Here is a 13425-nt window from a genome sequence, read left to right on the forward strand (position 1 = left end):
AGTGCAATAACACTGGGGCCTTAATAACACTTTGTTAGATTAAATGTTGTTTAGATAACCAATAGCTTAGCCCTGACGGTCTAAGGCTGTGTGAATAGTGCGCAAGGGCCATGGTGGCTTAGCTCTGCCTGAGTCGTAACCTGGCCTTTGGGCTATGCTTTTGGCTTGGTCGCGCAGGCCAGATCTGCTAGCATGTCCTGAGTGATATTATGATTGGAACACCTTATGGCAACCCCTCCCTCTTTACGCATCGAAATTCTGTTCGCCGAGCTTAACGCCGCCGATATTGCCCAACATCCCGTTGAAGTCCATGGCTCCCTGGTGGGACTGATCTGTGGTGGTGTCGGTCAGGCCAAGAGCGAGTGGATTAAGCCCCTACTCGAGCTGATCAACGACGGTCAGTTGCCGCCGCCTTCTCTGGTGCAGCTGCTCGAAGAGCTTTACCAAGATACCCTGGCACGTATCACAGATGCCGATTTCGGTTTCACGCCTATGGCACCGGAAGAGGAGGAGCCTCTGACCAAGCGGGTTGAGGCGCTCTCGCTATGGGTGCAGAGCTTCCTGACGGGCATCGCCATGGCGCAGCCTAGGCTCAATCGCGCCTCCAGCGACGTGAAAGAGGTGATCCAAGATCTCGCCGAGATAGCCCAGGTAGAGTTCGATGTGGCCGAAGATGAAGAGTCTGAGGCGGCCTACATAGAGCTAATGGAGTTTGCCCGCATGGCGGCGCTGCTCTGTTACGCCGAATTCGGTCCCGAGCCGAGTGAGATCAAAGATCAAGACCCCATGATTCATTAATATTGTCTGCATTTGAAGCGGCAGGCGCCAGTTAAGCGCTTGCCAACAATAGAGAAAGTGAATGACCACTTCGTCTGACCCTAAGCAGTTTGATATCGCCATCGTTGGCGGCGCCATGGCAGGTGCTACCCTGGCCTTGGGCCTGGCCAACCTGGCACAGCAACGGCAGCAGGTGCTGCGCATCGCCCTTATTGAGGCAAACCGTCCCGGTGACGGCCATCCGGGTTTCGACGCCCGCTCCATCGCCATCGCCCAGGGCTCCATCTTCGAGCTGACCCGTCTCGGCATCTGGCCCAAGCTGGCCCATCTGGGCACGGCCATCGAGAATATCCATGTCTCGGATCGCGGCCATTTCGGCATGACCACACTCAATGCTAAAGATTTTCATCTGCCCTATCTGGGTCAGGTGGTGGAACTCGAGCGTGTCGGCGCCAAGCTGTTTAGCCTGCTGCTGCAAGAGGAAGTCAGCCTGTTTTGTCCCGCCAAGGTGGCCAGTATCGTTGCCGGGGTCGATGAGCAGCAGCTGATGCTAGACGATGGCACCGCGATAAGCGCCAAGCTGGTGGTGGCGGCCGACGGGTTACATTCTAAGGTCAGACAAGATTTTAAGCTGCCGCTTGAGCAGGTGGATTTCGAGCAGGTGGCGCTGGTGGCCAACGTGCTCACCGACAAGCCCCATCAAGAATGGGCCTATGAGCGTTTCACCGACAGCGGCCCGCTGGCCATTCTGCCTATGGCCAATGTGGATGGTCAGCCCCGGGTCTCCCTGGTATGGGCCCTAGCGCCCGAACATGCCGAGCTGATGCTGGGGGCCGAGAAGAGCGCGTTTTTAGATGCGCTGCAAGATGCCTTTGGCCACCGCGCCGGGCGATTTATCGATGTGGGCGAGCGTCATGCCTATCCGTTAAAGCTCTCTTACATGGCCCGTCCCATCTATCAGCGCACCGTGTTTATCGGTAACGCGGCGCAGACGCTGCACCCTATCGCCGGTCAGGGCTTTAACCTGGGGCTTAGGGATCTGGTCTGTCTGCTGGAGGTGATCGATGAGGCGCTCGAACGCGGCGAGGATATCGGCGGCGCCAGGCTGACCCACGAATACCTCTGTCGTCGTCAGCAAGATCGCGACACCACCATCACCAATGTCGAATTCTTAGTGCGCGGCTTCTCCAATCAGCACTGGCCCCTGGTGGCCGGGCGTAACCTGGGGCTACGCCTGCTCTCCTGGTGTCCGCCGCTCAAGACGCCCATTGCCCGCAAAGCCATGGGGTGGAAATCACCCCAATCTGCCAGTCAACTTGGATAAAGGATCGCTATATGTTCAGTACACAAACCTATGACGTTGCCATCATCGGCGGAGGCATGGTCGGGCTGGCAACCGCCATTGGCTTGGGGCAGGAAGGGCTGAGAGTCGTGGTGATCGATGCCGGGGAAACCCAGGCGGTATCCGGCGAGGCCAGATTAAGAGTCAGCGCCATCAACAAGGCGAGTCAGCGATTGCTTACTCATCTTGGAGCCTGGGCCTATATCGACGAGTCTCGCGTCGGCCCTTATCAGAAAATGGCGGTGTGGGATAAGGATAGCTTGGGCAAGATAGGTTTCGATGCCCACTCTATCAGCGAGCAGACCCTGGGCAGCATCATAGAAAATGACAACATCAGCCATGCCTTGGCGACCCGTGCCGGCGAGCTAAGTGAGATAACTCATCTGGAAAATCACCGCCTGGAGAAGATAGCCTTTGGCGAGCGTGAGGCCTGGCTGACCCTGGATAACGGCGACAACCTGTCGGCGGCCTTGGTGATCGGCGCCGACGGTGCCAACTCCTGGGTGCGCGAGCAGTGCAAGATCCCCATGACCTTCTGGGATTATGGTCATCACGCCATCGTCGCCTCGATTCGCACCGAGCTGCCCCACAATGCCACCGCCAGACAGGTGTTCTTAAGTGAAGGCCCACTGGCGTTTCTGCCACTGTTTGAACCAAATCTCTGCTCCATCGTCTGGTCGGTGCCACCGGCCAAGGCGCAGGCGTTGCTGGAGGGCGACAAGGTGCAGTTCGAGCGCAGCCTGACCGCCGCCTTCGACGGAAAGCTGGGCATGTGCACGCTCGAGAGCGAGCCCCAGGCCTTCCCGCTGCGGATGCGTTATGCCCGTCACTTTGCCCGTCACCGTCTGGTACTTGCCGGAGATGCGGCCCACACCATACATCCGCTGGCTGGTCAGGGGGTTAACCTGGGCTTCTTAGACGCCGCAGCCATTATCGAGACCCTGAGCGAACTCAAGGCCAAGGGCAAGGATATCGGCGATTATGCCAATTTACGTCCGCTAGAGCGTTGGCGTAAGGCGGATGCGCTGGAGATGATCGCGGCGATGGAAGGTTTCAAGCGACTGTTCGAGGGCGGTAATCCGGTGAAAAAAGCCCTGCGGGATCTGGGACTCAACCTAGTAGATAACCTTTCTCCTGTGAAAACACTGTTTATGCAACAGGCTATGGGTAACAAAACCCGCTTGCCTGAGCTGTGTAAATAAGCTGGAAAAAAATGCGGCACCTTATCATTTTGTTTTTAAATACAAGTGGTTGACATCATTTGATTTGATATACGGTTTTTCATGTAACAAAACTACATTTTTAACATGAGAAAAAGTAATGGGAAAATGGTTCGGATTAGAAAATTCTCTTGTATACAAAACTGTGACGCAAGGTATAATTTCGCCGCATTTTGATACCAAGCGCGTATCTTAAAACAGAATTTGTTGATGCATCTTATTCGACGCAATTGATGCAAAAACTCATCTTTGCAATCACATCCTGGCCCTACGTACCCTAGGTTCAGGTGTGTCAGTTCGAGGTGGTTCACCATGACCGCCTGCTTCGCTACCGCCTATTGATGACAAGATAGTGCTTGACCGACCCTTTCGGCCTTTGCCCCATTTCATCAATTTTGCCTAGCGCTGAGGCACCGCCAGGTAAGACCCGAAAAGGGCAAAAAAGAAGAGATAATAATGGCTAATAAAACTGTACTCTTTAACAAGCACCTAGAAGCTAACGCCAAAATGGTCGACTTTCACGGTTGGGACATGCCGCTAAACTACGGCTCTCAAATCGAAGAACACCATGTTGTGCGTCAAGACGCAGGTATGTTTGACGTGTCTCACATGACAGTAGTAGATGTTACGGGTGCTGAGGCCTGTGATTTTCTTCGTAAACTACTGGCCAACGACGTCGCCAAACTCAAGGTGCCGGGTAAGGCACTCTACGGTGGCATGTTAGACCACAACGCAGGCGTTATCGACGACCTGATCACCTATTATCTCAGCGACACCCATTACCGTATCGTAGTGAACTCGGCCACTCGCGAGAAAGACCTCGCCTGGATCACCGAACAAGTTAAAGGCTATGACGTGACCGTCACCGAGCGTCCTGAGCTGGCGATGATCGCCGTTCAAGGGCCTAACGCTAAGGCGAAAGCAGCCGCGGTATTTTCCGACGAGCAAAACACAGCGGTCGAAGGCATGAAGCCTTTTTTCGGTGTGCAGTCTGGCTCTCTCTTCATCGCGACCACAGGTTACACAGGCGAAGCCGGTTACGAGATCATCGTACCCGAGACGGAAGCCGAAGCCCTGTGGCAAGCGCTGCTAGACGCTGGCGTTAAGCCGTGTGGTCTGGGCGCCCGCGACACCCTACGTTTAGAAGCAGGCATGAACCTGTACGGCCAAGACATGGACGAGAGCGTTAACCCGCTGGCGGCCAACATGGGCTGGACCATCGCCTGGGAACCCGAAGACCGTGACTTCATCGGTCGCGAAGCGCTAGCCGCTATCAAAGCCGCCGGCGCTGACAAGCTAGTTGGCCTGGTGATGGAAGCTAAGGGCGTACTGCGCACCGGCATGCCAGTCTTCTTCACCGACGCAGACGGCGTTGAGCAGCAAGGTACTATCACCAGCGGCACCTTCTCACCTACCTTAGGTTACTCTATCGCCATGGCCCGCGTGCCGAATTCTGTTGGCGATGTCGCAGAAGTAGAGATGCGTAAGAAGCGCGTCCCTGTTAAAGTGATCGCACCTAGCTTCGTGCGCAACGGTAAGCAGGCCTTCTAACTGTTTGATAAGGGTTATCCCTGTTTAGCCGTCAGGCTGCCAAAAGGGCAATAGCGGGGCCGGGTTGCTCTACCTAAGCAACTCGGACCAAAGCTGCTAAAATATCGGCTAACCCAGTCGAACGACAGGCGCTTGAGTGGTTATACAGTCTTAGTTTTTAAAATTTAGCACTACGGAACAAGGAACAAAAATAATGAGCAATATTCCGACTGAATTGAAATACGCTTCTTCACACGAATGGATCCGCAAAGAAGAAGACGGTTCATACACTGTTGGTATCAGTGAGCACGCCCAAGAGCTTCTAGGCGACATGGTATTCGTTGAGCTGCCAGAAGTTGGCGACACCGTTAGCGCCGGTGACGACTGCGCGGTAGCCGAGTCGGTAAAAGCCGCTTCAGACATCTACGCACCACTTTCTGGTGAAGTAGTAGCGGTTAACGAAGCGCTCGAAGATTCTCCCGAGCTGGTTAACAGCGACGCATACGGCGATGGCTGGTTCTTCCGCATCATGCCTAGCGACCTGAGCGAACTAGACAATTTGCTTGATGCCGAAGGCTATCAAGCAGTTATCGACGAAGAGTAATTGTCGATGCCCACGAAGCCCCATATCGCAAAGAGATGGGGCTTCGTTCGTTATAAGCCCGCGCAATATGCCGGCCGATAACGAGAAGCAGAACCACGTCAAACAACGAGACCGGTAACACCAGCCCCCTACAGCTAGGATACTGGCAAATATGGAACTAGGTTAATCATGACCACTGAAACCCTCACTCAGTTAGAGCAGCACGAACTATTTATCCGTCGTCATATCGGCCCGGACGGCGCAGATCAGCAAGAGATGCTGAACTTCGTTGGTGCAGAATCTTTAGAAGATTTAACGCAGCAGATAGTCCCTGAGTCGATCCGTCTTGGACGCGATCTTGCCGTTGGCAGCGCCTGTGGCGAAGCCGAAGGCCTTGCCTCAATTCGCGAGTACGCGGATAAGAACAAGGTGTTCAAGAGCTACATCGGCATGGGTTACTACGGCACTATCGTGCCAAGCGTGATTCAGCGTAACGTATTCGAAAATCCTGGTTGGTATACGGCGTACACCCCATACCAGCCAGAGATCGCCCAGGGCCGTCTGGAAGCCATACTTAACTTCCAACAGCTGTCGATGGATCTTACCGGTCTTGATCTGGCCTCAGCCTCTTTGCTGGATGAAGCCACCGCCGCCGCCGAAGCCATGGCGCTGGCCAAGCGTGTCTCTAAGGCGAAGAAAGCCAACATCTTCTTCATCGCCGACGATGTGTTCCCACAGACTATCGACGTGGTGAAGACCCGCGCCGAGTGTTTCGGTTTCGAAATCGTGGTTGGCCCAGCCAGCGAAGCGGTTAACTACGAGCTGTTTGGTGCCTTGTTCCAATACACCAACCACTATGGTCAAATCACCGATTTCACCGAGCTGTTCGCCGCGCTGCAAGAGAAGAAAGCTATCGTGACTGTGGCCGCCGACATCATGTCGCTGGTATCGCTCAAGTCGCCAGGTGCCATGGGCGCCGATGTGGTCTTCGGCAGCGCCCAGCGTTTCGGCGTACCAATGGGCTTTGGTGGTCCACACGCCGCCTTCTTCGTGACCCGTGACCAACACAAGCGCTCGCTGCCTGGCCGTATTATCGGTGTGTCACAAGACACCCGCGGTAACCGCGCGCTGCGTATGGCGATGCAGACTCGTGAGCAGCATATCCGCCGCGAAAAGGCTAACTCAAACATCTGTACCGCACAGGTGCTGCTGGCCAACATGGCCTCTTTCTACGCCGTATTCCATGGCCCACAAGGCCTGAAGATTATCGCCGACCGTATCCACCGTCTGGCTGACATCTTCGCAGCTGGCTTGAAAGCCAAGGGCGTTGAACTGGTAAACAACACCTGGTTCGATACCGTTTCCTTCAAGGTTGCAGATAGCGCCGCCGTGCAGGCTCGCGCCATCGCCGGTGAAGTTAACCTGCGTATCGACAGCGACGGCATCTTAGGTGTCGCCATGGCTGAGACCACCACGCGTGAAGATGTGGCGCAGCTGTTTGATATCGTACTGGGCGAAGGTCATGGCCTGGATGTAGCGGCAATCGACGCCGACATCATTGCCAATGGCAGCAACTCAATTCCAGCCGAGCTGGTACGTCAAGACGCTATCCTTGAGCATCCAACTTTCAATCGCTACCACAGCGAAACTGAGATGATGCGTTACATCAAGCGTCTGGAAAACAAAGATTTAGCACTGAACCACTCGATGATCTCACTGGGTTCTTGCACCATGAAGCTCAACGCGGCGACCGAGATGATGCCGGTAAGCTGGCCAGAATTTGGCAACATGCATCCTTTCTGCCCTCAAGATCAGGCCGAGGGTTATGCCGAGCTTATCGAAGAGCTATCTAACTGGTTGGTCGACATCACCGGCTACGACGCCATGTGCATGCAGCCTAACTCGGGTGCATCGGGTGAATACGCCGGTCTGCTGGCTATCAAGAAGTACCACGAGTCTCGCGGTGAAGGCCACAGAAACGTCTGTCTGATCCCTCAGTCTGCCCACGGTACTAACCCAGCTTCGGCCCAGCTTGCTGGCATGAAGATTGTGGTTACCGCCTGTGACAAACAGGGTAACGTGGACATGGAAGATCTTAAGGCCAAGGCTGCCGAAATGGCCGAAAACCTCTCTTGCATCATGGTCACCTACCCATCGACTCACGGTGTGTACGAAGAGACCATCAGCGAGATCTGTGAAGTGATCCATCAGCACGGCGGTCAGGTATACCTGGACGGTGCCAACATGAACGCTCAGGTAGGGCTTACCACGCCGGGTTCAATCGGCGCAGACGTGTCGCACCTTAACCTGCACAAGACCTTCGCGATTCCACACGGCGGCGGCGGACCAGGTATGGGCCCAATCGGCGTGAAATCTCACCTTGCGCCATTCGTTGCCGGCCACGTTGTCGTTAAGCATGGTCGTGAGTCTGACAACAACGGTGCGGTATCGGCAGCGCCATACGGCAGTGCCAGCATCCTGCCTATCACCTGGATGTACATCAAGCTACTGGGCTTCCAGGGCCTGAGACAGTCTACTCAGATGGCACTGCTTAACGCCAACTATGTGATGAAGAAGCTGTCTGCCCATTACCCTGTGCTCTACACAGGCCGTAATGACCGCGTGGCGCACGAGTGCATCATCGACCTGCGTCCGCTTAAAGAAGCCTCTGGCGTCACCGAGATGGACATTGCTAAGCGTCTGAACGACTACGGCTTCCATGCGCCGACCATGAGCTTCCCGGTTGCGGGCACCCTGATGATCGAGCCGACAGAGTCTGAGTCTAAGGCCGAGCTGGATCGCTTCATCGAAGCCATGATCGCCATCCGCGGCGAGATCGCCAAGGTTGAAGCAGGCGAATGGCCAGCGGACAACAACCCGCTGCACAACGCGCCGCACACCATGGCCGACATCATGGACAGCGAGTTCGACTTACGTCCATATAGCCGTGAAGTCGCAGTGTTCCCAACGGCTGCGGTTAAGGCTAATAAGTTCTGGCCGACTGTGAATCGTATCGATGACGTGTACGGCGATCGTAATCTAATGTGCTCATGTGCACCGATTGACGATTACAAATAATTGCTGCTTGGACTCGCTACTGCGGCGTTGAATCTCAGCTTTCGTGCTCATTGACACAAGTCAACTCCGCGCGAAAGCTCTCAATCCGCCTTGCATTAGCTTCGTCAGCGACGCAATTATGTAATAGCTAGCTTCATCTGAAGTTTAGATATAAAAAAGCGAACCCTTTGTGGTTCGCTTTTTGTTGGCTAATTAGCTTATATAGCACGGCGTCATCCCGTTGTTTTCGCTGCTCATTGACTAGAGTCAACTGCGCGGCGAAAACAGCAGGCTTCCTTGTCTTATCTTCGGCAGTAACGCCATTTGGGAGAGTATCCTCCTCTAAAAAAAGCGAACCTAAGGTTCGCTTTTTTTTAATGCTCGTTAGTTTTGCGTGGCTTCGTTTTAGCTGTTTGCGCCTGAGTGGTTAACGGTATTGATAGTCGCAGGTGACGACGTCTCTATCTTGGGTTGTGGTGGTGCCGTCGGGGGTGAGTCGTGTCGTGGCGATAGTCCTGTGCCAGCACTGGTTCAGGCGGATCTTATTCATTACAAAGTGCTCGGCCCAAGGTCTGTTTTGATGAAAGACCTTATACTCGCTCTGGCTGAAGTTAATCAAGGGCAGTTGCTCTGCTACGCTCAAGCCGTCTTTAGCGGTTTCTGTGCTTCTTAAGCCTTCTTCAATGGTCTCTGCGATTAACCAGGTTTTGCCTGTAAGCATGAGTTTGAGGTGTAGTACTAAGCCATGTTCGCCAAGGAGTTTGACGTAAACTATGGGTTGGTTTCCTTCGTTAATTCCGCTCTCAATGTCCGCTGTTAATAAGTTAGATATCTCGGCCTTGCTTTGCGAGATGCGGATAAATAGCGACTCGTTATCATCTTTTACCTTAACGTCTTTGGCACTCCGTAGGTTAAGTTGAGGCAGGTTGGCGAGGTAACGATTAAAGGTGAGAAATAGCTGCCCAGCGTGACGGTTTAGGCCGTTCATGGTGTCGCAGTCGCTATCACAGTTGAGTGTCATGGTGGCGGAGAGGAATTTGGCGGCGCTGATTTGTGGTGTGGCTTGTTCATCAATCCCGTTGCTAGCTAAGGTGAGCTCGATTTCGCTTACCATGTGAAGCTCTTGCCCGCTCTCAAGTTGGGCGTTATTTCGATAGGTGAGGTTTGCCGTGTTATCGATCACGTCCTTTATGTAGTGAGCCTGTGGGTCGGTATTTTCCAAGCTGGGGATGGCGGCGTTTGCGGCACCCACTGACAGCCCTAAAACGAGTGTGGAGGTCAGTGATAAAGTCAGCAATAAAGCCGGAAATAAAAACGGTAGAGGTATGCGGTTAAGCTGTGTCATTCCCTTTGACATACTTGCTATCCATTTGCTCTAAAAATATAACCTTGCGGTATTAACTGGCTGTGGGCAATTGAATTTTCTTCAAGCGACCTCTTGGGTGGGCGCTATGCCGAACTGCTTGCAGATGTGGTCGATGCACAGGGTTTGCTGCTGGCTCCACAGGCCGTAGCTCAGGGGCATCAGGCTGACGCCGGCGCGCTGCAATAGCTTGTAGAGATTAATCTCGAAGAAGTCTTTCCAGGGGCCGGGGTAGCCGATTAAGTCTATCGCCAGATACTGGTCGCCGTAGCGGCAGAGGATATCCAGCTCCAGTCCCGCCATATGATAGGCGCGCCACACAGTAATGCCTTTTGCCTCAAGCGCCTGGGTCACCGCCTGACCAAACTCGTCGAGGGCATCGACATAGTTGTGTTTAGCCTCAAATTGGGTTGCCGAGGTGAGGTATTTGGCCAGCAGATTATTGTTAGGCAGCGCGGTTTCATCCAATGACAGAAACAGCCACTGAGCCTGTTTGGCGCGGGTGATGGCCACGTTAAACATATCGGCGCGGTTAAGGTAGGCCGCGGCGCGACTGTCCTGTGCGGTCACGCTGAAAGAGAGCAGCATGATGTCGCGCTCCTCGCCTTGAAAACCAAAGGGCGTGGCGATACGCAGCTGATGACGCTCTATCTGTGCCAGGCTGAAACGGGCCATGATCTGCTTCGACAGATACTCGGTCTGATGTCTAAAACAGGAGAGCACCCCAATGCTGGAGGGCACCAAGGCATCGGCCTGTTCGTTGATAAGCTTGGCTAGCTTGTCCATCAAGGCTTCGGCCTCGAGGAGGTTAACCCCCTTGGCGTCGCGCTCACCATTAACCTGAACTCTGTGCAGGTGCCCCGAACTGGTGCAGGGCCTATGCTGCATCACCTTGAGGGCATTTTGATAGAAGGCCTGATTACTGAACTGGATAAGCTCAGGCTTGCTGCGAAAATGCTCGTCCAGGAAGGCGACCTGCGCCTGGGCACTCAGCGAGCCTGATACCAGGTCGAGCATGCTGGCATCGCGATAGCTCAGCAGTCCGCGTCTGTCTGGCGCGATACCGAGTTGGGTTTGAATGCTGGCTTGTTTCTCGCGAGAGAGAAACGAGAAGTGTCTCAGCTGTTTACTGTCGCCCACCACTAGCGCCGTTTTGGCGCGCTGCAGGGCGGGCAGACACTCGGCAATATTGGCCTGGGTGGCCTCGTCGATGATTACCAGATCGAACATCTCCTGCTGCAGGGGCAACACCCTATGCAGATTGGCGAGACTGGATAACCAGATGGGAAAGGTCTGCTGCAGCGCCGAGAAGTCTGTGTTGTAGAAAGCCTCCAGCTGTTTCGCCGACTGACGTGCCCGTATCGCCTTGGCAAAGTTAACCAAGGAGCTGCGCTTGTTTTGTAGCAGGCGGTTTTGCCTGTGGCTTGTGGCCAGTTGCAGATACTCAAGGCTGAGCTTCTCTTTCTGCGCTATCAAGTTGTTTAAGCTGTCGAGCACCTCCCACTGACGGGAGAAGCGCTTAATGCCGCCACGATAGAACCAGTTATAGTAGGGCAGGCGCCAGCGGGATTTTTGCTGCTCGAGCCTCGCCAGCTTCTGGCCTCGGCCGATTGCGCGCTTGCAATGGCGGGTAAAACTGGCTTCCAACTTTGCTTGCTGCTTGGTCACTATATCGAGCTGCTTGTAGGCCTTCTGCAGCTCAATGTCAGTTACCTTCTTGTTGGCGACGGGATGTATGCCGTTAAGCATGTCGTCCACCTGGGACTTGAGCTGCTTGATAAACTGCGGCGAACCGGCGCGGATCAGGCTGCTGCCCAGCTGAAACTGTTGCTGCAACTTATCGGCTATCACGTCCACGGCAACATCTGTGTGCGCGGCGATCAATACCGACTTGCCTCGCAATATCTGCTCGGCGGCTATGGTGGCTATGGTGTAGCTTTTGCCTGTGCCGGGCGGGCCTGAGATCTGCCCTAGGGTGTGGTTGGCGGCGATATCCAGCGCCTGCATCTGGGCATTACTCAGCAGTCCCGGCAGGCAGTCTTGCTGGGTAACTATCTGTCGTTTGCTCTGGGGCGATGGCTGCTGCTCGGCAAACAGGGCTTGTAGCGGTGGCGAAAGATCAGGCGCAGCCATCAATAGGTCGAGTTCGTGTAGTATGCCGCGACTGGCTAGGGATCGCTCGGCCAGCACCAGTTGGCTGCGGCTCACCAGAAAGCCTTTGCGCTTGCGCCTTAGGCCTTCAAATATCGCTTCATCGATCAGCTTGGGAAAATGCAGTAGCTGGGTGGCATCCACATCGGCCTGTCCGGCGCGCAGCCATGCTATCCAGCCGCTCACGTCGGTGGGATTATCGCGTAGCTCCTGGGTTAGGCTATGGCCTTCCACCACGAGTTTTTCGAGTAGCGCCTCGTTGATGGTAAAAGGGTTTTGCCCTGTCAATGACTCGCTGGCCTGCAGAAAGATCTCATCGCCATCGGCCTGTATCTGGCACTCGCGATAGAGCAGCGGGGTAACCACCTTACGCCGCTCGCCATTGAGCTCTATGGTGCCGCTAAAGAACAGGCTGCAATGCAGTAATACCCGCTCACGCAGATAGAGGGCGCTGCGGTTCATTAATGCCGAGGCTAAGGCGTGGGGCAGGGGGAGGCGGGGGAGAAAGCCACTGGCCAGCTCATCTTCACCCTGTAGCAGCAGCTGATCTTGCTCGGCCAGCTTATGACACGACCAGAGGTTGATCTCGGCGCTGTCGTGCGCAAAGCACTGTTTGTAGTAGCTCAGAATCCCTTGCAAACCCTATCCATCCCCATGGTTTATTAGCGTTGCAAGAGTAACTTAACCATTAAATTTCAACAAGGTGTGGTGGAAGATTGCGCCCTGGGATTTGGTCTTTACCATTGCATCTGAGGCGGTTCACCAGCACAATCAAATCCTATCGACAGACCGAGGTCATTTCCGGCAGCCAAGAACAAGAGCAAGCTGGCGGGTAAAGTAAGCGGCAAGCTTACGCAAGAGGTAAAGAGAGCCATGCAGCAAGGATTCCCCATCACCATCACAGCCGATGATAGATTTTCGAGTTCACTTAAGCCCTTACTGGCCAAGCTTGAGATGTGGATTAACTTCCAGGCATTAAAGGCGGATTGGTATGGCAAGGAAGACCACGTCTTAACCTTCGATTTCACCCTGGTCAGAACCTTGGATGAGAAGGCCGAGCAGTTAACCTCAGAGAACTGGATAGTCGAACCGGGTTACGCCTATCACTACGAGAGCAGTCGCCTGATGACCATCGCTTTCATCGCCGTTGATGACTTGCTTGAGCACGGCACGGGTATAGAACAAGCGATAAAAGACCGATTGGTAGCAGTTACAAATGCTGTGGGACAGCAGCACGGCCTCATCGCGCTAATTGCTGCTTGAGCTTGATAATACTGCCTCAGTTAGAGATTTTCGCTGCTCATTGACTTCAGTCAACTCCGCGGCGAAAACCCCAAACTTCATTGTCTTATCATCGCCAGCGACGCAATTGTTGAGTAGCTTTATTAGTGGGCCTAGCGTT

Annotated in this window: 9 protein-coding genes; 7 read left to right on the forward strand and 2 right to left on the reverse strand. The window is 54.3% G+C overall.

The genetic code is table 11. The features are described from left to right. Positions 1 to 225 precede the first annotated feature (225 nt). The 6 genes from GNT65_RS14470 to gcvP all read left to right on the forward strand — a co-directional run bounded on the left by GNT65_RS14470 (position 226) and on the right by gcvP (position 8530). Positions 226 to 798, forward strand: coding sequence for a UPF0149 family protein (locus tag GNT65_RS14470; RefSeq protein WP_160797416.1), 573 nt, complete (start codon positions 226 to 228; stop codon positions 796 to 798). A gap of 61 nt (positions 799 to 859) precedes the next feature. Continuing rightward, positions 860 to 2101: a 2-octaprenyl-6-methoxyphenyl hydroxylase gene (ubiH, locus tag GNT65_RS14475; protein WP_160797417.1), complete on the forward strand. Its 1242-nt coding sequence runs from the start codon at positions 860 to 862 to the stop codon at positions 2099 to 2101. Between the two features lie 11 nt (positions 2102 to 2112). Further along, complete coding sequence (locus GNT65_RS14480) at positions 2113 to 3321, forward strand: FAD-dependent oxidoreductase (protein WP_160797419.1); 1209 nt, start codon at positions 2113 to 2115, stop codon at positions 3319 to 3321. Between the two features lie 474 nt (positions 3322 to 3795). After that, entirely contained in the window at positions 3796 to 4890 is a 1095-nt protein-coding gene (gene gcvT / locus GNT65_RS14485; protein WP_160797421.1) for a glycine cleavage system aminomethyltransferase GcvT, read from the forward strand. Between the two features lie 193 nt (positions 4891 to 5083). Further along, complete coding sequence (gcvH, locus tag GNT65_RS14490) at positions 5084 to 5473, forward strand: glycine cleavage system protein GcvH (protein WP_160797423.1); 390 nt, start codon at positions 5084 to 5086, stop codon at positions 5471 to 5473. A gap of 168 nt (positions 5474 to 5641) precedes the next feature. Then, the gene (gene gcvP, locus GNT65_RS14495; protein WP_160797425.1) at positions 5642 to 8530 is read left to right on the forward strand and encodes an aminomethyl-transferring glycine dehydrogenase; all 2889 of its coding nucleotides are present in this window, start codon (positions 5642 to 5644) and stop codon (positions 8528 to 8530) included. 406 nt (positions 8531 to 8936) lie between these two features. Here the strand turns inward: gcvP and GNT65_RS14500 are convergent, their stop codons facing one another. Then, positions 8937 to 9761 carry a hypothetical protein gene (locus GNT65_RS14500; RefSeq protein ID WP_160797427.1) on the reverse strand — a complete coding sequence of 275 codons (825 nt, stop codon included), beginning with the start codon at positions 9759 to 9761 and terminating at the stop codon, positions 8937 to 8939. A gap of 174 nt (positions 9762 to 9935) precedes the next feature. Then, complete coding sequence (locus GNT65_RS14505) at positions 9936 to 12662, reverse strand: DEAD/DEAH box helicase (protein WP_160797429.1); 2727 nt, start codon at positions 12660 to 12662, stop codon at positions 9936 to 9938. A 234-nt stretch (positions 12663 to 12896) separates the two neighbouring features. Here GNT65_RS14505 and GNT65_RS14510 point away from each other — a divergent pair, with 234 nt between their 5' ends. Further along, positions 12897 to 13286 (forward strand): hypothetical protein, encoded by a 390-nt coding sequence (locus GNT65_RS14510; RefSeq protein ID WP_160797431.1) that lies wholly within the window; start codon positions 12897 to 12899, stop codon positions 13284 to 13286. Positions 13287 to 13425 lie beyond the last annotated feature (139 nt).

Origin of the sequence: Shewanella insulae (genome assembly GCF_009831655.1) — a bacterium.
GTDB lineage: Bacteria > Pseudomonadota > Gammaproteobacteria > Enterobacterales > Shewanellaceae > Shewanella > Shewanella insulae.